Origin of the sequence: Yersinia sp. 2553 StPb PI, from assembly GCF_052217105.1 — a bacterium.
Lineage (GTDB): Bacteria > Pseudomonadota > Gammaproteobacteria > Enterobacterales > Enterobacteriaceae > Yersinia > Yersinia enterocolitica_E.
In genome coordinates this window covers 1,704,635-1,730,858 of the sequence record NZ_JAZGPX010000002.1, presented here as the reverse complement: position 1 = coordinate 1,730,858, position 26,224 = coordinate 1,704,635, and the positions used below count along the sequence as shown (strand labels likewise).

Here is a 26,224-nt window from a genome sequence, read left to right as displayed (position 1 = left end):
GGAGTCTTTCCCGCCAATATATTTTTGTTATTAAATATGTCTATGTGAAAGGATGTTCTTTCTTTAGAATTTTATCAATTATATTTAATACGCCAGAGTCGTTATTTGATTCGGCCTGATACTTTGCTACATTCTTAATGTTGTCTGGAGCATTTGCCATGGCATAACCAAAGCCGGCGTACTGTAACATTTCAATATCATTGCCACCATCGCCAAAAGTTACGACTTGTTGATCAGTTACATCCCACATTTTTTGGAGTAGTTTAATACCATGGGCTTTATGAATTCCGGGTATTATAAGGTCTACAGAACCATGTCCACTTGATACCGGGGTCACTATATCTGCGAGTTCTTGCTCGATAAATTTCATAAAGTCTACCAGTTTCTCATTGGGTAAACTTATCGCAAATTTGAATGCAGACTCTGTTACTTGATCTAAGTTATCGATAATTTTAAGGCGATGGTAGTATTTACTCATTGTAGTGTAGAAATAATTATCTGAAGAGCTCAACATGTAAGCGCCATTTTTGCCACAAACAATGACATCAAGATAGGGTATTGGTAGTAATGTTTTTAGCACTTTATTACAATCTTCATCAGAGATTGAACCGCAGAAAATTTCAGTATTCTTGTTACTGACATAAGCCCCATTTTCAGCAACAAAAGCGATTTCATTGGCAATCTCAGGGAAGAATGAAATTAGCTGATAATATTGATTACCACTGGCAACAACAAATTTTATTCCATTTTCTTTTAGTTGTGAATATTGTGTAATAAACCGTTCCCTATCAAAACTCATCTGATCATTGAGAAAGGTTCCATCCATATCAACAGCAATGATTTTAATGCTCATACAATTTCCCTCTTTAACATCTTGGTTTGATAGAGAATATCTCGGCATAGTATACCTAAAAAAAAGCTAGCATAATTTTGCTAGCAGGTAAAATTACCATACTCAGTCACACTTTTATCTTCAAAAAACAGATTGACCCACTATCCACCGGCTTTATTTATCGGTAGATAAATGTTTAGTCACTGGAATATTTCAGTTTGAATGCCCCAACTGCTATGACAATAAATGTCAGGGCAACCACTGTGAATGCAGTGTAGAGGTCAGTTATATGTGCAATAAAACCGATCAGTGCCGGCCCCCCTAAAATACCGAAATAACCCAGCGTTGCGACCATGGCTACCGACATGTTCACGGGCATTACACTTTCCTGGCCAGCCAGCGTGATAAGTACCGGAACAATATTAGCTGCACCTATTCCTACCAGTGCAAAGCCAAATAACGTAAATTTCCAGTCAGGTATTATGACGGCAATGGCATAGCCGGTCATGGCGATGATACTGCTAAAAATCAGTACATGCTTGCGTCCCAAAATACTGACAACTTTATCACCAGTGAAACGCATTACAGACATGGTGCCACCGAAAATAGCAAACCCCCAACCGGCATGTGCTATGTCAAGGCCACGGTCATTGGTTAGAAATACGCCACTCCAATCTAATACTGCACCTTCCGCCATAAAACAAATCATGCACATAAGTGCCGTTAATATGAGCCTGAAGTTTGGGCGTGGTTTTATTTTTGGCTGTTGATTAGGTTCTTTATGATCGCCAAAAGGGATTAATTCCTTGAAAACGACTGAGGTAATTATAGCCATTATCACGACGGCAATCAGTGTTACGGGGAGGGGCATTAAGCCAAGAGTAAATAATATTGCACCGCCGCCAGCACCCGCAATTGAACCAATGCTGAATAAACAGTGGAAACCTGACATCAGTGGTTTATCCGAGGATTGTTCAACCAGAGAGCCTTGGACATTAACCGCAACGTCGACTAAACCAATGCCTGCGCCAAAAAAGAACAGACATAGTGCCATCAAAGGGAACTGATCAATAATTGCCAATGTGGGCAGGAAAACAGCGCTAACAACGATACCTAATAGTATTATTCTTCTACAGCCGAAGCGGCCAATCAGTTTGCCAGAGAATAGCATTGCCAGTAGGGAGCCTGTTCCCAAGCAAAGTAATAACATCCCCAAAGAGCCTGCATCAAAATGAAGTCTATTCTGTGCATAGGGCACCAACGATGCCCAAAGGCCCATAGCAAATCCAGCGACAAAGAAGATAGAGCGCGTAGATGTGCGTGTAGCCGGTGTATCCAGAGGGTAGTCGACGACATGGCTAGACATTTAAGCACCTTTCTCTGGTAAGTGGCAGCGAGCAAGTAATAAGTATAGTCACTTTATAAAAGACTTATATTAAGTTGTGAAATATACAGTGGGTACCTGGCTTGTCAAGAACATTTTTGCCTATCAAGGTGGTTTGCCGACTAGAGAAAAGGGCATACGACGGTTAGGATAGCCTGAAGGTGGGAGAGGGGGCTCTAGAAAAAGTTTCTCATCATAGATACCGCTGAATACTAGATCTCAAATACTCGAAAATTATTATAGGCATCAAGAGTGTATTCTGATATTCCATTGTGATAATCGTACTTAATGTTGTCGCGATAGACAAAATGGGGTATGTGTTTGCAATCAAATTTTTTGAGTAATTGAGCAGATAATTCTGCAATACAATTTTGACTGATATGTTCTCCTGAGATGGCTATGGTTGCAGGGTTAATCATGGCGATCAACGATGAAGTAATATAAATAAGTCGTTGTTGCACCAGTTCATGGTGAGAATTTATATTAGTCCCTAGATTGTCATAAAATGGCAGTTGCGACACTTCACCTGCAAATTGACTTGCACCACGTAGCATTTTACCTGAAATAACAATGCCACAGCCGGCACAATGTCTTGGTGGCATAAAAATATAGGCGATAGGTTCCTTTATATTACGGCAGTGATTACGATAAAAACCAAATGCGGTATAATTCATGTCATTCCCCACCTGAACAAAAATACCGAATCGGTTACTTAATAATTCAGTGATTGCCAATCCCTCCAAGCGGGTAATATCGCAAGTAAGTATTTTTCCATCCACAATGACACCGGGCAATCCTAGCCCTATTGCTTTGATATTATTGTATTTATCTGAAAATTCTTGAATTTGCGCGAGCAACATATCTTCAGTTAAATCAGAATATATTTTATCGTACTCAACAATGATTTTGCCATCTGCAGACCTTAGGGATGACGATATAACGCCGGAGGTATCGCTCCCTTCAATATAAATACTTAATATGCTAAAGTAATTTGAGTTGTATATATAGCGCTTTGCTGGTCGGCCACCACGTGATTCATCAATAGATTCTTCAATGATTTCGCCCTTTGAACATAATTCATTCAAAATGGTGCCACATGTTGCCAAGCTTAATCCAGTTTGAGCAGATATATCGCCTTTGGTTGCGGATGACAGCGATTTTAATGTGCTTGCAACCAACATAATATTTTTTTGTTTCATCTGCCGGGTGGTATTAAGCGGTACAGTAGTCATTTTCTTCACCAAATATTTAATTGAAATGAATATAACATGTTCGTATTTATGAAGAAATAATTATCATGGCATTTATCCGTATGGTTGTGGTGATTAAACTTTGCTATAAATGAGTACAGTTGTCGAGCTATAACCACCAGTGGTATTTTCTGTTTTCGTGACTCTCGCGTTTCACGATATTGATGCTTTAGAGGCTGCCTTGTAAAGGGACTATTTGATGGAACCATTACTGACGGATCGTTTGCTATTAATACCTTTAACCCTACAGGATGCTGACCAGATACAGCTAAAATTTCCGGTATGGGAAGTGGTGAAGTATTTAGATGCTTCTGCCGTACCTTGGCCTTACCCAGCCGATGGTGCCCTGACCTTTGTCCGTGATATTGCATTACCTAAGATGCAATGTGGTAGCCGTTTTTTCTGGTCAATCAGGCCGAAGGTTTCACCAGAGACCTTGATTGGTGTTATTAATTTGGCCTGTGATACAGACGATCACCGTGGCTTTTGGTTAAGCCCTGTGTGGCAAGGGCAGGGGTTAATAACGGAAGCCAGTGATGCAGTCACTCACTTCTGGTTTACACAATTGGACCAGCCTTATTTACGAGTGACAAAGGCCGCACCGAATAAGGCGTCAGCCGCCATATCACGTAAAAATGGTATGCGTTTGGTTGCAACGCAGGAGCGAGACTACGTTAGTGGGCATTTCCAGACGGAAATATGGGAAATCAGTCGCGAAGATTGGTTGAGAAATAAGCGCTGAACCATGGCATGCCAGCTTTGAGGTTATTAATGAGACTAACCGAATGAATAAAATCTGTGGTTGGGCGACAGACTCTTGTTGATAGGGTTGCTAACATGGTGCATATACCGGACAAAGGAGGAGTACAACGATGGAAAATCGCATCACTTTAGCGCGAGTTTACGATGTTCAGCCGCCATATCAAGCCAATACCTTTCTGACTGATCGGCTGTGGCCGCGAGGCATTAGCAAAACCCGGCTGTTAGGGGTGGTATGGTTAAAAGAAGTGGCGCCGGAAAATGCATTACGAAAATGGTTTCATCAATGTTTAGATTGGCCAGAGTTTGTGGTGCGTTATCAGGCCCAGCTTGATAGCTCAACGGCCTGGCAACCTTTACTAGACGTACTGAAACAACAGCCAATTACGTTGCTGTATGGCAGTCGCGACACGCAACAGAATCAGGCGGTAGTGTTACGTGATTTTCTGCTTAGCAAGCTATAGTATTTTCTCTTGTAATACCCATACTGCGGCTTCAACCCGCGATTTCAGCTTCATTTTTTTCAACAGATGTTTGACATGAACTTTAACGGTGCTCTCTGCAATCAGCAATTTCCGGGCAATGGTTTTATTCGGTAACCCTTTAGCGATCAGCTTCAATATGTCGCGTTCACGTGGGGTGAGGGTGTTAATATCGCGCTCATTATCAGACCGATTCTCGCGGAGGTTGATTGCCAGTATCGACATCAATGCGTCGCTGAGAACCATTTGTCCTGCTGCTGCATCATACAGTGAGACCAGCAAATCTTCAGGGTCCATATCTTTTAGCAGATAACCATCGGCCCCGCGTTTTAAGGCACTGATGACATCATCCTGATGGTCAGAAACGGTAAACACCACAATTCGCCCGGATAGTGGCTGCTGACGCAATCTATCCAGTGTTTCCAATCCATTCATGCCCGGCATGTTTAAATCCAGCATGATCAAATCAGGATCAAAATTGGTGGCGAGAATAATACCTTGAGCACCGTTGCTGGCCTCACCTGCGATGGATAACCCAGGTGCCATGCTGATTAATTGCTTAATACCGTGCCTTAGCATCGGGTGGTCATCAATCAACAGGATGGTCGCGGCGTCTTGTTCACTCATGAATAGTTCCTGTAGCTGAGAGGGTAAATACCTCGAACGGAAGGGTTGATCGATATTCTTCCTCATCCTTGACTATTACCCCATAACCAATAGGGAGTACCCCCTAATAGTCAACGGGTGTATTACTCGGTTTCAAGAAAACATTCACATCGGCAACTAAATGAAAAGAGGCTCTTTTTTACCAGTAAACCTACTACCCACAAATGATGTATGGGTATTGTTAGCTAAAAGTTAACTTCACATCCTCTTGATGTAAATCAACTTTGAAATAGCCTCTGGTGCCTAGGGTGACGCATTACTTCCCGTTTGTGGTCACCCTGACTGAGGTTTTTATGTCGCACTCTCCGACACCATTAACTAACTCATCATCTTCCGCTATCCCGGCAAAGTTAGCCGGTGGTCAATCAATACCGCAGTGGTACCCGGAAGATCCACAGTTCTGGCAACAGGTAGGGCATAGTGTTGCCCGGCGAAATTTGTGGATTTCAGTACCAGCATTGTTACTGAGTTTCTGTGTCTGGATGCTGTTTAGTGCGGTCGCAGTGAATCTGAATAAAGTGGGCTTTAACTTCACCACCGATCAACTGTTCATGCTGACAGCATTACCCTCAGTATCGGGGGCACTGTTACGTGTTCCATACTCGTTTGTCATACCGGTCTTTGGTGGTCGTCGCTGGACGGCTATTAGCACATTGTTTCTGGTTATCCCCTGCCTCTGGTTAGGTATCGCGGTACAGGACAGCGCCACCCAGTATGGAACATTTGTATTGATTTCATTGTTGTGTGGTTTTGCCGGTGCGAACTTTGCCTCTAGCATGGCTAATATCAGTTTTTTCTTCCCGAAAGCCAAGCAGGGGGGGGCGCTGGGCCTCAATGGGGGATTGGGGAATCTTGGCGTCAGTGTGATGCAACTTATCGCCCCTATGGCTATTTCGGTTGGGGTGTTCAGTGCCTTTATGGGCAGTGGCTATCCACAAGCGGATGGTAGCCAGCTCTGGTTGCAAAACGCAGCCTATATCTGGATCCCCTTTTTGCTGATATTCAGTGTGGCGGCCTGGTTTGGTATGAATGACTTGTCTGCTGCAAAAGCGTCGATTATCCAGCAATTACCGGTCCTGAAACGTGGCCATTTGTGGATTTTGGCGGTGTTATATCTGGCAACTTTTGGTTCATTTATCGGTTTCTCAGCCGGATTTGCCATGTTGGCAAAAACACAATTTCCTGATGTTGTCATCCTGCATTACGCTTTCTTCGGCCCGCTATTGGGCGCACTGGCTCGTCCAATGGGCGGTGCGCTCTCTGATCGCTTTGGCGGCATTCGCGTCACCTTCGTCAATTTTATCCTGATGGCAATATTTGCGGCATTACTCTTCCTCACCTTACCGGGAACCAATGTTAATGGCTCCTTCTTTGCCTTTTTTGGCGTATTCATGCTGCTGTTTCTGACTGCGGGACTGGGCAGTGGTTCAACGTTTCAGATGATTGCGGTGATCTTTCGCAAGTTAACGGTCGATCGAGTGACCCTCGCGGGTGGTAGTGATGAACAAGCGCAGCATGATGCCGTCAGAGAGTCAGCGGCGGCACTGGGTTTCATCTCAGCCATTGGCGCTATCGGCGGTTTCTTTATTCCTAAATCCTTTGGTACCTCGCTGGCCCTAACCGGTTCACCGGCCGGCGCGATGAAGCTATTCGTGGTTTTTTATGTGGTTTGCGTATTGATCACCTGGTTTGTCTACGGGCGCAAGCTTAACGCGGGTATGGCGACCAAAAAACCACGTTGACCGGTACGGTCCAATAAATAAGCAACATTGAGCAATGTTAATCCACTTATAAAAATAAATAGGGCCGTTATGTCCCCAATCAGGAGGTCTCCCGATGAGCAAATTTCTTGACCGATTTCGTTATTTTAAACAACTTGCCGAGCCTTTTGCACAAGGCCATGGCCAGACACTGGACACCAATCGTGATTGGGAAGATGGCTATCGTAGCCGCTGGCAGCATGACAAAGTGGTACGTTCAACTCATGGTGTGAATTGTACGGGTTCATGTAGCTGGAAGATTTATGTCAAAAATGGGTTGGTCACTTGGGAAACCCAGCAAACTGACTACCCGCGTACCCGCCCGGATTTACCTAATCATGAACCCCGTGGTTGCCCTCGTGGGGCCAGCTATTCCTGGTATTTGTACAGTGCTAATCGGCTGAAGTACCCGATGATGCGCAAGCATCTGTTGCAATTGTGGCGTGCTGCCAAAGTGCTGCACAGTGATCCGGTGGAGGCATGGGCTTCAATTGTTGGCGATAGCGTACAATCAAAGGATTATAAACAGGCTCGTGGCCGGGGGGGCTTTGTCCGTTCGACCTGGCAGGAAGTGAATGAACTGATTGCCGCCGCTAACGTCTATACCGCCAAACAGTATGGGCCGGATCGGATTATCGGTTTTTCACCGATTCCAGCGATGTCGATGGTTTCCTACGCGGCGGGCGCGCGCTATCTATCACTGATAGGCGGCGTTTGCCTCAGTTTCTATGACTGGTATTGCGATTTGCCTCCGGCATCACCGATGACCTGGGGTGAGCAAACTGACGTGCCAGAATCCGCTGACTGGTACAACTCATCCTATATTATTGCCTGGGGTTCCAATGTTCCGCAGACCCGCACACCCGATGCCCACTTCTTTACCGAAGTCCGTTACAAAGGGACCAAAACTGTAGCGGTGACGCCGGATTATGCAGAGGTCGCTAAACTGTGTGACCAATGGCTGAATCCGAAACAAGGAACAGACAGTGCCATGGCTATGGCAATGGGGCATGTGATCCTCAATGAATTCCATCTACAACGACAAAGCAGCTACTTTGTTGAATACATGCGTCAGTACACCGACATGCCGATGCTGGTATTACTTGAACCTCGTCATAGCGGCGATTATGCCGCCGGGCGGTTACTGCGCGCCGCCGATCTGGTGGATAATCTGGGAGAGGAGAATAACCCAGAATGGAAGACCATTGCCATTGACGCTAACAGCGGGCAGTTGGTAGCGCCGCAAGGGTCTATCGGTTATCGCTGGGGTGAAAAGGGTAAATGGAACCTTGAGCAGCGCGAGGGCAAAACGCAGCAGGAAGTCTCATTACAACTCAGTTTATTGGGTCAACATGATGCTATTGTTAATGTCGGATTTCCCTACTTTGGTGGCGAAATCAGTGAGAATTTTCAAAGTGTTGCGCTAGAGGAAATACTGCAACACAAGTTGCCAGTAAAACGGTTGCCATTAGCCGATGGCAGTGAAGCACTGGTGACCAGTGTTTATGACCTGATGATGGCAAACTATGGCCTGGATCGTGGTTTGGCTGATGACAACTGCGCCAGCAGTTATGACGATATAAAAGCTTACACTCCTGCCTGGGCTGAAAAAATTACTGGCGTTGCACGTCAGGATATTATCCGCATTGCGCGTGAATTTGCAGATAACGCCGAGAAAACCCATGGCCGTTCGATGATTATCGTCGGGGCCGGTATTAATCACTGGTATCACATGGATATGACCTACCGTGCACTGATTAATATGCTGATTTTCTGCGGCTGTGTCGGGCAAAGTGGCGGCGGTTGGGCGCACTATGTGGGGCAGGAAAAACTGCGACCACAAACCGGCTGGTTACCTTTGGCATTTGGCCTCGATTGGCAACGTCCACCGCGCCATATGAACAGTACGTCATTTTTCTATAATCACTCCAGTCAGTGGCGTTATGAGACCGTCAGCACCACCCAATTACTCTCTCCCTTGGCCGACAGTTCGCGCTTTAGCCCAAGTCTGATTGATCTTAATGTGCGCGCTGAACGTATGGGGTGGCTGCCTTCGGCCCCGCAACTGAATTGCAATCCATTGACCCTTGCCGCCAGCGCACAACAAGCCGGTCAAACACCGGTAGAATATACCGTCGATAGCCTTAAAAACGGGTCACTGAGATTTGCCGCTGAACAGCCAGATGATCCACAAAACTTCCCGCGAAACTTGTTTGTCTGGCGTTCCAACCTACTGGGTTCTTCCGGCAAAGGGCATGAATATATGCTCAAGTATTTGTTGGGTACGGAAAATGGTATTCAGGGTAAAGATTTGGGCCAGCAAGGTGGGGTGATGCCGGAAGAGGTTGAATGGCAGGAACAGGGAGGCGAAGGCAAGCTGGATTTAGTCGTGACATTGGATTTCCGCATGTCTAGTACGTGTCTCTATTCAGACATCATTTTACCCACCGCAACCTGGTACGAAAAAGACGACATGAATACCTCGGATATGCATCCGTTTATTCACCCGCTGTCTGCGGCGGTAGATCCTGCCTGGGAGTCTAAAAGCGACTGGGATATCTACAAAGATATTGCCGAAACCTTCTCTCGAGTTTGCGTCGGCCATTTAGGTCAGGAAACCGATGTAGTGACCTTACCCATCCAACATGATTCGCCAGCCGAACTGGCACAGCCATATGGTGTAAAGGACTGGAAAAAAGGTGAATGTGAACTGATACCGGGCCAAACCGCGCCGCACATTGTGGTGGTCGAGCGCGATTACCCAGCAACCTATGCTCGCTTTACTGCCTTGGGTCCCCTATTGGATAAATTAGGTAATGGCGGCAAAGGGATTAACTGGAATACCCAGACTGAAATTGATTTCCTCAAAAAACTTAACCATACCCAGCCTGACGGCCCTGCCGCCGGACGACCAAGAATTGATACTGCTATTGATGCCGCAGAGGTGATTTTATCCTTGGCCCCTGAAACCAACGGTCAGGTGGCGGTAAAAGCCTGGCAGGCTTTGGAACAACTTACCGGTCGCCAACATGCTCACTTAGCTCTGAATAAAGAAGATGAAAAAATTCGTTTTCGCGATATTCAGGCGCAACCACGCAAAATCATTTCCAGTCCAATCTGGTCCGGCTTGGAAGATGAGCATGTTTCCTATAATGCTTGTTACACCAACGTTCATGAGTTGATCCCGTGGCGCACCCTTTCAGGCCGGCAACAACTTTATCAGGATCATGAATGGATGCGTGCTTTTGGTGAGAGTTTGTTGTGCTATCGCCCGCCAATAGATACTCGTGCCGCCCAACCTTTGCTTAATAAGAAGCCGAACGGTAACCCAGAGAAAGCACTTAACTTCCTGACACCCCATCAGAAGTGGGGCATTCACTCAACCTACAGTGACAACCTGTTGATGCTGACACTGTCGAGAGGGGGGCCTATCGTTTGGTTGAGTGAAGATGATGCCAAAGATCTGCTGATAGAAGATAACGACTGGATTGAGGCGTTTAACAGTAATGGCGCATTAACTGCTCGTGCCGTCGTCAGCCAGCGAATTCCGTCAGGCATGACCATGATGTACCACGCACAGGAGCGCATTATTAATATCCCCGGTTCTGAAATTACCGGCCAACGTGGCGGTATTCATAACTCAGTCACCCGTATCAGTCCAAAACCAACCCATATGATTGGCGGATATGCGCAATTAGCCTACGGCTTTAACTACTACGGCACGGTAGGGTCCAATCGCGATGAGTTCGTGGTGGTGCGCAAGATGAATAAGATTGATTGGCTGGATGACGAACAGCAAAACCAGAGCAAAACCGGGGGCAAACTATGAAAATCCGTTCACAAGTCGGCATGGTTCTGAATCTGGACAAATGTATTGGCTGTCATACCTGCTCAGTAACCTGCAAAAATGTTTGGACCAGCCGCGAGGGTATGGAATATGCCTGGTTTAACAACGTGGAAAGCAAACCGGGGCTGGGTTATCCGCACGATTGGGAGAATCAGGATAAATGGAAGGGGGGCTGGATCCGCAAGATTAATGGCAAATTGACCCCCCGTATGGGGAGCCGAGTCGGGGTCCTCGCCAAGATATTTGCTAACCCTGATGTACCAGCATTAGATGATTATTACGAACCCTTCGATTTTGATTACCAGCACTTGCACAACGCACCGGCTGGAAAACATCAGCCGGTAGCTCGCCCACGTTCGCTGATTACCGGTCAACGAATGGAGAAAATCGAGAACGGCCCTAACTGGGAAGAGATTCTGGGCGGTGAGTTTTCTAAGCGATCTAAAGACCAGAACTTCGCCCATATTCAGAAAGAGATGTATGGGCAATTTGAACATACCTTCATGATGTATTTGCCACGTTTATGTGAACACTGCCTTAACCCCGCCTGTGTCGCAACTTGCCCCAGTGGGGCAATTTATAAACGGGCTGAAGACGGTATTGTGCTGATTGATCAGGATAAATGCCGGGGCTGGCGTATGTGTCTGACCGGTTGCCCGTATAAAAAAATCTATTTCAACTGGAAAAGCGGCAAGTCGGAGAAGTGTATTTTCTGCTATCCACGCATTGAGTCCGGTGAACCGACCGTTTGTTCAGAAACCTGTGTGGGGCGCATTCGTTATCTGGGGGTACTACTGTATGACGCGGATGGCATTGAACAAGCCGCGGCTACTACTGATGAGAAAAACCTCTACCAACGGCAAATGGATATTTTCCTCGATCCCCATGATCCGCTGGTGATTGCCGAAGCGCAGAAACAGGGGATTCCCTTAAGTGTCATTGAGGCCGCCCAACGCTCCCCGGTTTACAAAATGGCAGTGGAATGGAAATTGGCACTGCCGTTGCACCCCGAATACCGGACCTTGCCGATGGTATGGTATGTCCCGCCGTTGTCACCGATTCAGTCTGCGGCAGACTCTGGCGCGCTGCCCCACAGCGGGGTGCTACCGGATGTGGAAAGCCTGCGTATCCCGGTTCAGTATTTAGCCAACTTACTGACTGCTGGTGATACTCAACCGGTATTAATGGCACTGAAACGGATGCTGGCAATGCGCCACTATAAACGGGCTGAAACCGTTGAGGGTAAAACTGATCTCAGTGCACTGGAGGCCGTGGGGCTAACAGAGGCGCAAGCGCAAGAGATGTACCGCTATCTGGCGATTGCTAATTATGAAGATCGCTTTGTCATTCCATCCAGCCACCGTGAAATAGCCCGTGACGCTTTCCCGGAAAGTAAGGGGTGCGGCTTCAGTTTCGGCGATGGTTGCCATGGCAGTGACAGTCGTTTCAATTTGTTCAATAGCCGCCGCATTGATGCCGTTGATGTCACACGTAAGACTGACCAGGGGGCCATTCATGATTAGTTTGAGAATCATTTCACGTTTGCTGGAATACCCAGATATTGATCTGTGGCAAAACCGGCAAGAAGTTGTTGAGGCGCTCGACAGCGCCGACGAACTCACGACGGAACAGGTTCATCGGCTCAGGCAATTTATCAATACATTATGTCAGAGCGAATTGCTTGAGTGTCAGGCTAGCTATTGTGGCTTATTTGACCGGGGGCGAGCCACCTCACTGTTGCTATTTGAACATGTGCATGGTGAGTCGCGCGATCGTGGTCAGGCCATGGTGGACCTCATGGCACAGTATCAACGTGCGGGGTTAGTGCTTGACTGTAAAGAGTTGCCTGATTTCCTGCCACTTTATCTTGAGTATCTGGCTAACCAGCCAGTGCAGGATATCACCTTGGGTTTGCAGGATATTGCACCCATTTTGGCGCTGCTGGGGGCACGTTTACATCAGCGGGATAGCGACTATGCCCAGTTGTTTGATCTGCTGTTAGTGCTGTCTGGCAGTGCTATTCGCAGTGAAAATCTTGGCGATAAAGTGGCGGGTGAAAGCCGGGATGACACCGCCAAAGCACTGGATGCGGTATGGGAAGAGGAGCAAGTGAAATTCCTCGGCACGCAGGGGTGTGCATCAGCTCAGCAGGGGATGCCCCCCAAACACCTTGCCGATGCCGTACTACCACAATATCTCAGTATTCAGTCTGCCTCAGAGGGCAAAAAAGTCGTTCAGTCCCATGTGGTGACGGACCGTAAAGGAGCCATCTTATGAGCTTTTTGAATAAATTCTTTTTTGATATTTATCCTTACATGGCAATGGTGATTTTCTTTGTGGGCAGTTGGTTGCGTTACGACTATGGGCAATATAGCTGGCGAGCAGGTTCCAGTCAGATGTTAGATAAGAAAGGTGTATGGCTGGCATCTAATTTATTCCACATCGGTATTCTGGGGATATTCTTCGGCCATGTGCTGGGTATGCTGACGCCACATTGGATGTATGAATCGTTCTTACCGATAGAGATAAAACAAAAAATGGCGATGATTGCTGGCGGTGCCTGCGGTCTGATGATGTTAGTCGGTGGTGTAATGCTGCTACACCGCCGCTTGACTAATTCGAGGATCAGGGCAACCAGTACCCGGGTAGATATTCTGATTCTGATATTGCTGGTGGTACAAGTTAGCTTGGGGCTACTGAGTATTCCGTTTTCTGCTCAACATATGGATGGTAGCGAGATGATGAAATTGGTCGGTTGGGCGCAGTCAATTGCGACTTTCCGCACCGGAGCATCGGCCTATCTGATAGATGTAGCCTTGATTTTCAAGTTGCATATTGTCTTGGGATTGACCCTTTTTGTTTTATTCCCGTTCTCACGCTTGGTACATATCTGGAGCGTACCCATCGAATATTTAACGCGCCGTTATCAACTGGTGCGTAACCGCCACTAAGCGTGTCGATTCAGCCCGTAGGTCTCTCTATCAACCTACGGGCTAACGATGGGCTTTAACCGGTGGAGTTTTGTTCGCGTAACTTAGCCAGAGCCACTTCTGAAGCGTTTATATCTTCCTGCGGGCGCTGTTTGGGCATTGTATCTACCGGTGCGGCAGCTACCTCAGTGGCGCGCTTACGTAAACTAAACCAACCGGCAACCAATAACACGGCCACCACCGGCAATGTGGCGATAGTCCAGGTTCCATTCGGATAGTCGAAAGCCATCATCACTAAAACACCTGCCAGGAAAAACAGTGTCAGCCAGGATGTGACCGGCGCACCGGGCATTTTAAAGGATACGGGTTTTGCTGTTCCCTGCTTTATTGCCTGACGTAATTTCATCTGACAGATAATGATGAATGCCCATGAGCTGATAATACCCAAAGAGGCAATATTAAGAACGATTTCAAATACCTGTGATGGTACCAGATAGTTAAGTAGCACGCCGAAGACATAAATACCCACGGTAACCAATATGCCGGCGTAGGGAACAGATTGTGGGCTCATTTTGGACATGAATTTAGGTGCTGAGCCACCCATGGATAATGAGCGCAGAATACGACCTGTCGAGTAAAGGCCAGAGTTCAAACTGGAAAGTGCGGCAGAAAGTACCACGATATTCATGATGGTCCCGATATAGGGGACGCCTAAGTTACTAAAGAAGGTGACAAAAGGGCTTTGGCCGGCCTGATAGGCATTCCATGGCAGCAGACACACCAGTAGCACCACAGAACCGACGTAGAATAGGCCAATCCGCCAAATCACACTATTAATTGCCTTTGGCAGCATCTTTTCCGGGTCTTTACATTCACCGGCCGCCGTACCAATTAATTCAATACCGGCAAAGGCGAATATCACCCCTTGAACCAATATCAACGCGGGTAACAACCCGTGGGGGAACAATCCGCCATTATCGGTTATCAGGTGTATACCGGTGGGATGCCCGGCAACACTTTGCCCTGTGCCGAGAAAGATCACACCCACGACCAGAAAGATAGCAATGGCTGCGACTTTGATCAGTGCAAACCAAAATTCCATTTCAGCAAACCATTTAACGCCAATCATATTCATGGTGGCAACAATTGAGAGCGCACCCAGTGCAAATAACCACTGCGGAACATCAGAGAACGTCCCCCAATAGTGCATATAAAGGGCCACCGCAGTGATATCGACAATCCCGGTCATGGCCCAATTAAGGAAATACATCCATCCGGCAACATAGGATGCTTTCTCACCGAGGAATTCGCGGGCATAAGAAACAAAGCTGCCACTGGTTGGGCGGTGCATAACTAATTCACCGAGCGCTCTAAGAATAAAAAACGAGAAAATCCCACACACCAGATACACCAAGGCCAGTGCGGGGCCAGCCATTTGCAAGCGGGCGCCGGTGCCTAAAAATAACCCCGTACCAATAGAGCCACCGATAGCGATCATCTGGATATGACGTCGGCCCATACTTTTGTGGTAGCCAGTATCATGAGAGTCTAGCCAGCGTTTTTTGGCGGCGTGATGGGTCTTTGCAGTGTGTTTTCCTGACATCATAGCTTTCCCTATTTTCCTGTCTGTCGTGCAATCATCGTGAATGTATTACAGCAACTGATTGCTAAAGGTTAATGCATAAATAGCGTCTTAGCGCCTTCGATTATTATGGTTTCTATTGCTGCCACTGGATTCTGGGAGGGCATGCTATCGTTTCTATCGTGATGAGGCAAAAAAAATATTCACTTATAAATTATTTTTTTTGTTCTATTACCGGAATCAGTAATTGCAAATGAAAGGTTAAATTATATACAGGAAAAATGTTTTTATGGTAATGTATTACTTATGCTTATAGGGCGAAATATCAGTATTTCTTAACTCATTGTTACATTTATGAAAGTAGAATTTTTTTGGATCGGAGTTATAGATTGGCTGTATATTATTCAACGATAAACCCTTCTTAGATTGAGTGTATTTATTAAGATTATTGCTTCACATAAAATTGCAATTTATCTTATTATAGATAAAAATAATATATTGTTTTTCTAAGTGTTAATTTTAAAATTTATAATTTATTTTTGTGTAGCGCAGTTAATATTTACGATGATATTTATCAAGCAATTAGATTGTTGTATTAACGTGACTCAATCTAATAGGTAAGTTGCAGAAACTCTTATTCGAATAGCCTCGACTTAGTGCTGTGCATAAAGCGTACTGCGTAAGATGCAATATGAGATCTAACACACAGTTTTCCGAGAATGATATTGCATTTTCTCACCTTCAATGATGATACTAATAACGCAATAGTTATATTTATTGCCATAATTTTATTGAGGCGTGTTACTGGTAAAGCAGGCAAGACCAAAATAAAAGTGTCCCCCGTTCGCGGGTGCATTTTTGTTTTGGTCTTTTTTTTTGTTTTTTTTAAGTGATAAATTCAGGGGAATAGCGATGGATTACCAGCAGTTAGGATTGAAGATCTTAGCGTTGATCGGGGGGAAGCGTAATGTCAGTAAGTTAACACATTGCGCCACCCGCTTGCGTTTTGAGTTTAACGATGACACTAAAGTTGATGCTAAACAGATTGAAAAACTGGAGGGTGTGATCAGTGTGGTCGAGCGAGGAGGCCAGTTTCAAATAGTTGTCGGCAACAACGTGCAGCAAACCTATCGGACGATATTGAAAGAGATTGGCAGTGTGCCAACAGCAGAGAAGCAGGGCAATAAAAATAAAACCAAAAATGGTATTTTCAGCCAGATAATCAGTGTGATTTCTACCACCTTTACCCCTGTCATTCCGGCTATTACCGGAGCCGGGATGATTAAGGCGTTGCTGGCAATTTTGAAACTCACCGGTGTGATTACAGCTAGCAGTACCACTTATCAGTTGCTCGATACCATTGCGGATGCGGCATTCTTTTTCCTGCCGGTTCTGCTGGCATATGGTGCCGCGATTAAGTTTGAATGTAATCCTATTTTGGCAATGACGATTGCCGGGGCACTGTTACACCCTAATTTGGCACAAATGTTGGTAAAAGGTGACGCGGTTAGTTTTATCGGTATTCAGGTTAGATTGGCTGATTATGCCGGTTCGGTATTACCGATTATCTTTACCGTTTGGTTGATGTCTTATGTCGAGCGCTTTGCCGAGCGAATTTCGCCCTCGATGATTAAATTTTTTACCAAGCCAATGATTATATTATTGATTACTGCTCCTTTGGCATTAGTCGTGATCGGGCCATTTGGTATCTTTCTTAATGATATGGTGGGCAGTGGTGCTGCCATTATAAACACGAAAGCCAGTTGGCTTATTCCCATGTTAATGGGGGCGCTGCAACCCTTCTTGGTTATTACGGGCACGGCGTGGGCCATGACCCCGATTGCAACCATGCAATTGACTAAGCAAGGCTATGAGATGATCAATGGCCCCGGTATGTTGGCATCCAATATTGCTCAGGGGGCGGCGACACTCTGTGTCGCCTTCAAAACAAAGAATAAGAACTTGAAACAACTGGCATCTTCAGCAGGCTTCACTGCACTTTTGGGGATAACCGAGCCGTCATTATATGGTGTGACCCTGAAGCTGAAACGCCCGCTGGTGGCGGCAATGATCGGCGGGGGCTGCGCTGGTGTTTATGCGGGGTTAAGTGGTGTGGTGCGTTACGCCTTTGTATCACCAGGGCTTGCTGCATTACCGGCGTTTATTGGCGAAAACCCAATGAACATTGTGCACGCATTAATAACCTGCGTTATTGCTATTGTGGTCACTTTCGCCCTGACCTGGGTATTGGGCTTTGAAGACCCGGTAGATGAACAATCGCAAGTTGATGAAAGTGATAACGTTCCCTTGTCTGCCTCTGTGGCGAGAACTACGGGGACAGCGGTTCAGGCAGCAGTCATAAGTAGTCCATTAAGCGGAAAATTAATCCCATTAGGCCAGGTTAACGATGATGTGTTTTCTCTGGGATTGTTGGGGCAGGGGGTGGCTATTATCCCTGATGTGGGTGAAATGCGCGCCCCAGTAACAGGTGAAATTATGACGTTCTTACCCAGTAAACATGCCGTCGGAATTAAATCAGACGACGGGGCTGAGGTTTTGATTCATATCGGTATTGATACCGTCAACTTAAATGGTCAGCACTTCAGTTCGACGCTGCAAGTGGGGGATCGTGTCATGGTGGGCGACCTACTGGTGAGTTTTGATATCACCGCCATTACTCAGGCAGGCTACGATATCGTCACACCGGTATTGATTGTAAACAGTGATGCGTATTCGCAGGTTAGCAGTGTAGCTTGCGGGCCAACTCAGTTTGGTGAGCCGATTATTACTCTGGGTGCACGTGGTTAGGGGGCGGTTATGATTTATCAACAATTACAGAACTTCCCAGCAGGATTTCTCTGGGGCGGTTCCACCTCTGCCTATCAGGTTGAAGGTGCTTGGGATGAAGACGGTAAAAGTCCATCGATCATTGATATGTGCCAGCATCCAGCAGGGACGGCAGATTTTAAAATCGCCAGTGACCACTACCATCACTATAAAGAAGACGTTAAGTTATTTGCCGAATTAGGCTTAAAGGCATACCGATTTTCTGTCGCCTGGACCCGCATTATCCCTGATGGTTCGGGGGCGGTTAATCCTGCGGGGATCGCGTTTTATCAGAATTTGATTGATGAACTTAATCATTACGGCATAGAGCCAGTTGTCACACTTTACCATTTTGATTTGCCCTATTGTCTGGAGCAGCAGGGTGGTTGGGGGCATCGCGCCACGATTGATGCCTTTGTTGAATACGCCAAAGTGCTCTTTAGCCATTTTGGTAGCAAAGTAAAATATTGGCTGACGATTAATGAGCAGAACACCATGATCCTCCATCCTGGGGCAATTGGTACTCCGCCCAATGGTCAATTACCGGATAAAAAATCCTTATATCAGCAGAGTCACCATATGATGTTGGCACAGGCGCAGGTGATGGCGTTGTGTCATCAAATGTGCCCGGAAGGTAAAATTGGTCCGGCGATAAATACCACATCGATGTATCAGGAAACCTGTGCACCACAAGATGCTATCGCAGCCCATAACTGGGAAACATTACGCTGCTGGAGTTTTCTCGATGTGGCGGTGTATGGTCGTTACAATGCGTTGGCGTGGCGTTATTTGCAGGATCGTGGATTAGCGCCCACGGTGGAAAGTGGCGACAGTGAAATCCTGTCACAAGGGCGGCCGGATTTTGTCGCGATTAACTATTATTCGACGGCGACTATTGCTGCCAGCCGGGGCGATGCCTCAGATATCACGGCCCGTGCCGGAGATCAGCAGATCATGTTGGGTGAACCGGGAGTGTATCGCGCAGCAGAAAATCCGTTTGTGGATAAAACCCGCTATGGCTGGGTGGTCGACCCCATTGGTTTACGTCTCACGTTACGTAGGACGTATGAGCGCTACCATCTGCCCATCCTGATTAGCGAAAATGGTATTGGCGCACCGGATTCGCTGCAAAGCGACGATCAGGTTAACGATGACTATCGTATTGATTTTCTGCGTAAACATATAGAGCAAATGCAGTTGGCTATCAGTGATGGCGTAGAGCTAATGGGATACTGCCCGTGGTCTGTTATTGATGTTGTCAGCACGCATCAGGGCTATGGTAAGCGCTATGGCTTTATTTATGTCAATCGGACTGAACATGATTTACTCGACCTAAGGCGTATAAAAAAAGCCAGTTTTACCTGGTATCAACAAGTCATTGCCTCAAATGGTCAGTATCTTTGACCGTAGTTTGATATTCTGGGCGGTAGAGAACCGCCCATGGCACATGAACAGTTGGCATACTAGACAGCCCGGTAGACCGGGCTAATCATGATATAAAGTCATTGCGGCGCAAAGACAGGGGTGGCTAGAAAAATGGATGTCATTAAAGTATTGAATAACAGCCTGGTCTTATCTGTCGATGCCAACAATAATGAAGTTATTGTTATGGGGAAAGGTATTGGATTTAATAGCAAAATTGGTGATGCGATTGATGCTGGGAAAATAGAAAAAGTCTATGTGATACAAAACACTCAAACCAGTAGAGAATATGTTAGGTTGATCGAAAATACGCCAGAAGAGTATATATCTTTGGTGCAGAATATTATGAGTGACGCCAATGCCAGCCTGAAGGGAAAGCTTAGTGAACAGCTATTTTTTACTCTAACGGACCATATTACCTTTGCCATCGAACGTTTTCACAAAGGGATTTCAATCCAAAATAGATTGTTATACGAAGTAAAAAGATTTTATCCGCATGAATTTTCCATTGCGCAACAAGCAGTTAAATACTTAAATGAGAAACTCAATATTCAGTTACCTGAAGAGGAAGCGGGAAATATAGCTTTCCACTTGGTTAATGGTCAAACTGATATTCAGAGTATGGAAAGTACACTGCTCTCAGTTAAGATGTTGAAAGACATATTTAATATTATAAAATACCATTTTAATGTCGTAATTGATCAAGACTCGCTAAATTACCAACGCTTTTTGACGCATATGCAATTTTTTATCCAGCGAATGATTGAACGTAACCAGATAGAAACCAAAGATGACTTTATTTTTGAACAAATGATCCGCGAGTACCCTGGTGAGTACCGTTGCAGTATGTTAATCGGTGAATACATCAAAAACCTGCTCAGTATTACTCTCTCAAATGACGAAATGTTGTACTTAATCATTCATTTAGTTCGTATTGCAGGCTCGTCAATAGATGAAGAGTAGCACCAAATAACAACAGGTGGTATTTCAGTATAGGTTTGTCTGTCAGCGACAAAAAAGTATAACAGACAAATCTCACATCCTTCAGATTATTTAATTACAAAACACCAAGTTAAGTTAATTAAAATAAACTTGACGATAGCCTCGCAATTACAATACATCGTTGCACCTTAACTGTTCTTTTATTTTAAATAGAGTGGTAGTTTGCCATTCTATATTCACATTTGAATTTTTTTGTGTTGTTTTTAACATCAATAATAATTTTTAAGTGCCAGGTTGGTCGATGCCTCATTGAGATACATCAGTCAAAAAATATCAAATCACTATAACCGGCTAAAGCATTAGATCCGTTACCTCCCGTTCCTTAGGTGCTACCCAATAGTAGGTCTAAAATGAAAAAAATAAATCAGGATGTCGTGCTTACCCCCGTCGAACAGATTGACATGTCGGGGAAATCTGCAATCAAGAGAGTTATTACACACTTAAATCAGATGAACATAAATACTATGCCAATGGCATTATTTATGACTATTTCAGCTATTGTATTCATTTCGGCTTATGCCAGTTATTTACCCAAAAATATGATTGGCGGGCTGGCTGTAATCATGACGATGGGTTTTGTTTTATCACATATCGGCCGCCACATACCGGTGTTGAAAGATATCGGTGGGCCAGCAATTTTGTGTTTAATGGTACCCTCGGTTTTGGTTTATTTTGGTATTTTCCAAACCAACACCTTGGATACTGTCCACTTGCTGATGAAAGAGGCGAACTTACTCTATTTTGTTATCGCCAGTCTGGTGGTCGGCAGTATTCTTGGGATGAACCGCGTGGTGCTTATTCAGGGAATGACCCGGATGTTTGTCCCGCTAGTGGTGGGAACCATTACGGCGGTGGTTACGGGGTTGCTGGTGGGTAAATTATTTGGTTTTACTCTTTATCACACCTTCTTCTTTATTATTGTACCTATCATCGGTGGCGGTATTGGTGAGGGCATCTTGCCATTGTCGTTGGCTTACTCGGCTATCCTTGGTCAGGCTCCTGATGTGTATGTGGCCCAACTGGCACCGGCTGCGGTGGTGGGGAATATTTTCGCTATTATTTGTGCCGGGGTGCTGGCTCGTATTGGTCTGCGTCGCAAGGATCTCAATGGCGAGGGGATGTTAATTCGCTCGGCACAAGATAATGCGGTATTTACCGCCCAGGAAGGGCCAAAGCAAGCCGATTTCCAACTGATGGGCGGTGGGTTATTAATGACCTGTGCTTTCTTTATTGTCGGGGGCTTATTTGAAAAGATTGTCCACATTCCCGGCCCGGTGCTAATGATTTTGATTGCGGTGATGTGTAAATATGCGCAGGTTATTCCGTCGAAAATGGAACAAGGTGCGCACAGTTGGTATAAATTCGTCTCCACCACACTGGTATGGCCGCTGATGATTGGATTGGGGATGCTGTATGTTCCACTGGAAAGTGTCGTCGCCGTATTCTCTGTCGGTTATGTGGTGGTGTGTGGTGCGGTGGTGTTGTCGATGGCCGCAGTCAGTTTTATTATCGCACCCTATCTGAATATGTATCCGGTTGAAGCGTCGATCGTCACCAGTTGCCACAGCGGGCTAGGTGGCACCGGTGATGTTGCTATTCTCTCTGCCTCGAACCGAATGTCACTGATGCCATTTGCCCAGATAGCAACCCGTATCGGCGGTGCGTCCACCGTCATTGGGGCTACGTTACTGTTGGGTTGGATTATGTAAATAACTGCCCGATAAGACTGAGGTCATCAGCGGCATCCCTGAGCAAATGCCGCTGGTTTTTTATCAGGACAGTTTCTGTGCGTGCTGGTTGATAAAAACAGCTTCGAGGCAGTGCGGCTCATTACTGGCAATACTGCTTTAAGACTTCTTGCTGGCTGGGTAGCAACTTGTAGAGATAAACTGGCCGACCGGTCGCACCGTAAAGTACCTTAGTGCTTAAAACGTCGGTATCAGAAAGGTAAATCAAATATTTGCGACAAGAAACCCGTGAAATACCAATGGCGTTCGCCATTTGTTCGGTTGAAAATTCCCCATCCTGCATTTCCTGAATCCATTCACACACCGTGCGCAGTGTTTGTGCTGTCAGCCCCTTGGGTAGCTTCTTGCGCTCAGTTGGCGTCGCATTGCTACGCCGCAGTAATGAGTCGACATCTTCCTGAGCACAATATTCACGTTGCCCCAGCAAACTCTGTTTTTCCCGGTAAGTGGAGAGTGCCTCTTCGAAACGCGAAAACTGGAAGGGTTTAATTAAATAGTCCACTACACCGTATTGCAGCGCTTTCTTAATGGTATTCACATCGGTGGCAGATGAAATAACAATCACGTCAGTATGTTCGCTGAATTCACGCAACACTGGCAGCAAATCCAAGCCATTGTCTTGGCGCATAAAAACATCTAATAACACCAGGTCAATGGGGTGTTCTGTTGTCATCAAATGCTCTCTGGCTTGCTGTAAACTGGACACTGTACCGCAGCAGTTAAAGCCTGCCACTTGGCTCAGATAGCACTTGTTCAGCTCAGCTACCATTGCATCATCATCTACTATCAATACATTAATCATGATTTACCGCGCTGATGTTGTTTGAAGGAATGTCATTCGGTGTGATGTCGTAAGGAAGGCTGATAAAGAACTGGGTAAAAACGCCCGCTTCAGAATCAAATTCTATATTGCCACCAATACTCTCTAAACTCTGACGCACCAGGCTCAAACCGATACCGTGCTCATTTCCTTTAGTGGAAAAACCATTATCAAAAATACGGCTTTGCAATTCTGATGCGATACCCGGCCCATCATCGCTGACAACACAATGTAGCCGGCCATTTTGATAGTGGAAGCTGACATTGATCTCCCGTTGACTCAGGCTACCAATGGCGTCCATGGCATTCTCGATTAGATTACCCAACACCGTAATCAAAGTGGTGGTCACTTGCTCATTATCGGTATCGGGGAGCAGGCTTTCGTCACTGATGGATAGGGTTATCCCCAAATCGCGCGCACAGTTAATTTTCCCCAACAGGAAACCGGCTATCACCGGCGATTTTACTTTACGCAACAGCGATCCAATTTCTGCCTGATAATTATTGGAGGTTTTAACGATGTAATCTTCAAGTTGCTGATAATACTTCATATGCAACAGACCCAAAATGACATGAAGTTTATTCATAAATTCATGTGACTGCGCCCGTAACGCGTCTGCATAGTGCACCATACCGGTCAAGCGTTGCATCAGTTGGCTCACTTCAGTTTTATCGCGGAAGGTGGCAATAGCACCGATAATATCGCCTTTTACTATTACCGGCACGGTGTTGGTCAGTAATATGCTGCCATTAAAGTTTATCTCTTCATCACGGCGAGCGATGCCCGTTTCCAATACTTGCTGTAAGTACAAGCGCACCGGCCAATATTTGCTGGCATTACTTAATAATAAGTTCTCCATCGGCCCACTTTGTTTAAATAAGCGCTTTGCTTCATGGTTAACGACGGTAATGCGTGAGTTGGCATCAACCGCAATGACGCCTTCCTTAATGGATTGCAACATGGCGTTACGCTGTTCGAATAAATTAGATATTTCATACGGCTCGAAACCTAGCATAATTCGTTTAAGCGCTTTGACTAAAAACCAGGTGCCCAAGGAGCCAATCAAAGCTCCGAATAATATGGTCCAGGGAATGGTCCAGCGAGTTTCGCTCACTACCGAATCGATACTGGTCAGTGAGATACCAATGGCGACCACCCCTAACTGTTTGCCGTGCGGCTCATAGACCGGAATAAAAATACGTAATGCTTGCTCAAGGACGCCACGGTTTATCGCACTGTTCTCTTTCCCCTCAAGCGCAGGTTGCAGATCATTACCGATAAAGTGTTGACCGATCATTTCAGGATTAGGGTGTGAATAACGGATGCCTTTCATATCGGTAACCACGATGAACAACAGACCATTGGCTTTCTGAACTTCACTGGCATAAGCCTGAATCTGCCGTCCGGCAGCCGGGTCACTCAATCCGTTAATAATCGTGGGCGAGAACGATAATGTACGTGCTACGGCAACGGCCTTGTCTTGCAAACTATCCTGTGCCATTTGACTGAGCTGAATAAAGAACAGAGTGTGAACCACCAACAGCACCGAGACAATGACCCCAGAAACCATCAAGGTAATCGTGGTGCTGAGCCGTAACGGCACTTTTTGCTTTGCTGCCGTTGTTGCGTTGTTCATGTCATGCTCCAGAGACACTGACCAGTGTGATGCATCGACCGCTAGATTGAGGTAATAGGGGTGGGTGAATCAGCGGTAAGCTAAATAAACGGGTAAACTCAATTACCCTATAGTTTACGCCGTTTATTTATTAGGATGCTAAGACTTAGAATTACTTTAACTACATAACGATTTATATAATTATTCAAACTGAATGCTGTCAGGCGGTTGTCCCATTTGCCGCGCAAGGAACCGCTACAAGCGGTTTTATCATCAATTTGCCAAGCGCGGGACGGAGGCGATGATCAATTCAATCTCTTTATCGGCCAACTCGTCATGGGCCGCTGCCGATAAACTGCTATCAGTGATAACCACATCAAAATCAGTTAATGGTAATGCCAGATAGGTGGCTATTTTGCCGTATTTTGACGCATCAGCCAGTAGCACGCGCTTACTGCTGACTTCACAGACTGCCCGTTTGACCACCACCTTATCTTCGTCTGGCGTAGAGATACCCCGCAATCCCCAGCAGGACGCGGAAATAAAAGCGATATCGATGGACAAGTTTCGTAGGGCGCGGGCTGCTGCCTCACCGACACATGAGCGGTTTTCACGACACAGTGTGCCGCCGGAGTGAATCATTCTGCATTGGCAGGATTCAATCAGAAAGTTGGCGATCACAAAGTCATTAGTCACCACCAATAAATCATCTCTGGCTTCCAATTGGCGCGCCAATGCCAGTGTCGTTGTTCCCGCATCAAGATAAATACAGCTATTACGTGGAATATGCAGTGCGGCTGACATGCCAATGGCATTTTTCTGGCTGCTATACATCAGTGTCTTATCCAGATGCGAGGGTTCTGCGGCCAGCCGCTCGGTGGAACGCACCCCACCTGACACTGATAGCACTGCGCCTTGCTCTTCCAGCTTCTGCACGTCACGGCGAATAGTCATGTGTGATACGCCTAAACGATCAGTCAGTTCAGCAATGCTAACCACTCCACGTTCGGCAACCAGTGCCAGTATCTGTTGGTGACGTTCAACCGGTATCACGTTAACTCCTCGCCAAATTCACCCACTTGCGGGCTATAGGATGGTAATTAATGTGATTATACGTCAAGAGTGAAAATTTCTTTCTCATTTTTTAACGTAAATGTTACGCAGCGCGGTGAAATGGGTGATGTTACGGGTAAAAAAAGGCGGTAAAAATAGCTAATCGATTAATTTTGCTGCTGAATGCAGGGGTGAGCTACTGAATGGGTAAATGTGAAATGATGTGATTTAATGATTTTTGGTGTT

19 protein-coding genes are annotated in these 26,224 nt (G+C 45.9%); 11 read left to right on the top strand and 8 right to left on the bottom strand.

Features of this window, described 5'->3' with window-relative positions:
* Positions 1 to 40 precede the first annotated feature (40 nt).
* From V2A84_RS09160 to V2A84_RS09150, 3 genes are all read right to left on the bottom strand, one after another.
* The gene (locus tag V2A84_RS09160; protein WP_442848718.1) at positions 41 to 853 is read right to left on the bottom strand and encodes a Cof-type HAD-IIB family hydrolase; all 813 of its coding nucleotides are present in this window, start codon (positions 851 to 853) and stop codon (positions 41 to 43) included.
* A 175-nt stretch (positions 854 to 1,028) separates the two neighbouring features.
* Entirely contained in the window at positions 1,029 to 2,198 is a 1,170-nt protein-coding gene (locus tag V2A84_RS09155; protein WP_442848717.1) for an MFS transporter, read from the bottom strand.
* Positions 2,199 to 2,428: 230 nt separating this feature from the next.
* Positions 2,429 to 3,448: an ROK family protein gene (locus V2A84_RS09150; protein WP_442848716.1), complete on the bottom strand. Its 1,020-nt coding sequence runs from the start codon at positions 3,446 to 3,448 to the stop codon at positions 2,429 to 2,431.
* A 217-nt stretch (positions 3,449 to 3,665) separates the two neighbouring features.
* On the opposite strand from V2A84_RS09150, the gene V2A84_RS09145 reads away from it, so the two are divergent.
* Complete coding sequence (locus V2A84_RS09145; RefSeq protein ID WP_442848715.1) at positions 3,666 to 4,208, top strand: GNAT family N-acetyltransferase; 543 nt, start codon at positions 3,666 to 3,668, stop codon at positions 4,206 to 4,208.
* A 130-nt stretch (positions 4,209 to 4,338) separates the two neighbouring features.
* A complete protein-coding gene (locus tag V2A84_RS09140) occupies positions 4,339 to 4,689 on the top strand; it encodes a DUF488 domain-containing protein (protein ID WP_372558818.1) in 351 nt (116 codons plus the stop codon).
* Here V2A84_RS09140 and narL read toward each other — a convergent pair.
* Positions 4,684 to 5,334, bottom strand: coding sequence for a two-component system response regulator NarL (gene narL / locus V2A84_RS09135; protein WP_442848714.1), 651 nt, complete (start codon positions 5,332 to 5,334; stop codon positions 4,684 to 4,686). The genes V2A84_RS09140 and narL overlap by 6 nt on opposite strands.
* A 332-nt stretch (positions 5,335 to 5,666) precedes the next feature.
* Between narL and V2A84_RS09130 the strand changes: the two genes are divergently transcribed.
* From V2A84_RS09130 to narI, 5 genes are all read left to right on the top strand, one after another.
* Positions 5,667 to 7,115, top strand: coding sequence for a NarK family nitrate/nitrite MFS transporter (locus V2A84_RS09130; protein WP_442849122.1), 1,449 nt, complete (start codon positions 5,667 to 5,669; stop codon positions 7,113 to 7,115).
* A gap of 94 nt (positions 7,116 to 7,209) precedes the next feature.
* The gene (locus V2A84_RS09125) at positions 7,210 to 10,962 is read left to right on the top strand and encodes a nitrate reductase subunit alpha (protein WP_442848713.1); all 3,753 of its coding nucleotides are present in this window, start codon (positions 7,210 to 7,212) and stop codon (positions 10,960 to 10,962) included.
* Entirely contained in the window at positions 10,959 to 12,503 is a 1,545-nt protein-coding gene (gene narH / locus V2A84_RS09120) for a nitrate reductase subunit beta (RefSeq protein WP_372569085.1), read from the top strand. Before V2A84_RS09125 ends, narH begins: the two co-directional genes overlap by 4 nt.
* Positions 12,496 to 13,257 (top strand): nitrate reductase molybdenum cofactor assembly chaperone, encoded by a 762-nt coding sequence (gene narJ, locus V2A84_RS09115; RefSeq protein ID WP_083159098.1) that lies wholly within the window; start codon positions 12,496 to 12,498, stop codon positions 13,255 to 13,257. The genes narH and narJ overlap by 8 nt, the downstream gene beginning before the upstream one ends.
* Positions 13,254 to 13,931 (top strand): respiratory nitrate reductase subunit gamma, encoded by a 678-nt coding sequence (narI, locus tag V2A84_RS09110; protein WP_372569086.1) that lies wholly within the window; start codon positions 13,254 to 13,256, stop codon positions 13,929 to 13,931. The genes narJ and narI overlap by 4 nt, the downstream gene beginning before the upstream one ends.
* Before the next feature lie 55 nt (positions 13,932 to 13,986).
* On the opposite strand, the gene ansP is transcribed toward narI, so the two are convergent.
* The gene (gene ansP, locus V2A84_RS09105; protein WP_442848712.1) at positions 13,987 to 15,516 is read right to left on the bottom strand and encodes an L-asparagine permease; all 1,530 of its coding nucleotides are present in this window, start codon (positions 15,514 to 15,516) and stop codon (positions 13,987 to 13,989) included.
* A gap of 888 nt (positions 15,517 to 16,404) precedes the next feature.
* Here ansP and V2A84_RS09100 point away from each other — a divergent pair.
* The 4 genes from V2A84_RS09100 (at position 16,405) to V2A84_RS09085 (ending at position 22,451) form a co-directional block, all read left to right on the top strand.
* A complete protein-coding gene (locus V2A84_RS09100; RefSeq protein ID WP_442848711.1) occupies positions 16,405 to 18,300 on the top strand; it encodes a beta-glucoside-specific PTS transporter subunit IIABC in 1,896 nt (631 codons plus the stop codon).
* 9 nt (positions 18,301 to 18,309) lie between these two features.
* A complete protein-coding gene (locus V2A84_RS09095) occupies positions 18,310 to 19,722 on the top strand; it encodes a glycoside hydrolase family 1 protein (RefSeq protein ID WP_442848710.1) in 1,413 nt (470 codons plus the stop codon).
* A gap of 132 nt (positions 19,723 to 19,854) precedes the next feature.
* Positions 19,855 to 20,703 (top strand): BglG family transcription antiterminator LicT, encoded by an 849-nt coding sequence (licT, locus tag V2A84_RS09090; protein ID WP_372569090.1) that lies wholly within the window; start codon positions 19,855 to 19,857, stop codon positions 20,701 to 20,703.
* A 389-nt stretch (positions 20,704 to 21,092) separates the two neighbouring features.
* Positions 21,093 to 22,451, top strand: a complete 1,359-nt coding sequence (locus tag V2A84_RS09085) for a 2-hydroxycarboxylate transporter family protein (protein ID WP_083159093.1) — start codon at positions 21,093 to 21,095, stop codon at positions 22,449 to 22,451.
* Between the two features lie 121 nt (positions 22,452 to 22,572).
* On the opposite strand, the gene dcuR is transcribed toward V2A84_RS09085, so the two are convergent.
* The 3 genes from dcuR to ygbI all read right to left on the bottom strand — a co-directional run bounded on the left by dcuR (position 22,573) and on the right by ygbI (position 25,978).
* Positions 22,573 to 23,292 carry a two-component system response regulator DcuR gene (dcuR, locus tag V2A84_RS09080; RefSeq protein WP_083159092.1) on the bottom strand — a complete coding sequence of 240 codons (720 nt, stop codon included), beginning with the start codon at positions 23,290 to 23,292 and terminating at the stop codon, positions 22,573 to 22,575.
* The gene (locus V2A84_RS09075; RefSeq protein WP_442848709.1) at positions 23,285 to 24,946 is read right to left on the bottom strand and encodes a sensor histidine kinase; all 1,662 of its coding nucleotides are present in this window, start codon (positions 24,944 to 24,946) and stop codon (positions 23,285 to 23,287) included. Before V2A84_RS09075 ends, dcuR begins: the two co-directional genes overlap by 8 nt.
* 252 nt (positions 24,947 to 25,198) lie before the next feature.
* The gene (gene ygbI / locus V2A84_RS09070) at positions 25,199 to 25,978 is read right to left on the bottom strand and encodes a DNA-binding transcriptional repressor YgbI (protein ID WP_083159090.1); all 780 of its coding nucleotides are present in this window, start codon (positions 25,976 to 25,978) and stop codon (positions 25,199 to 25,201) included.
* Between the last annotated feature and the right edge of the window lie 246 nt (positions 25,979 to 26,224).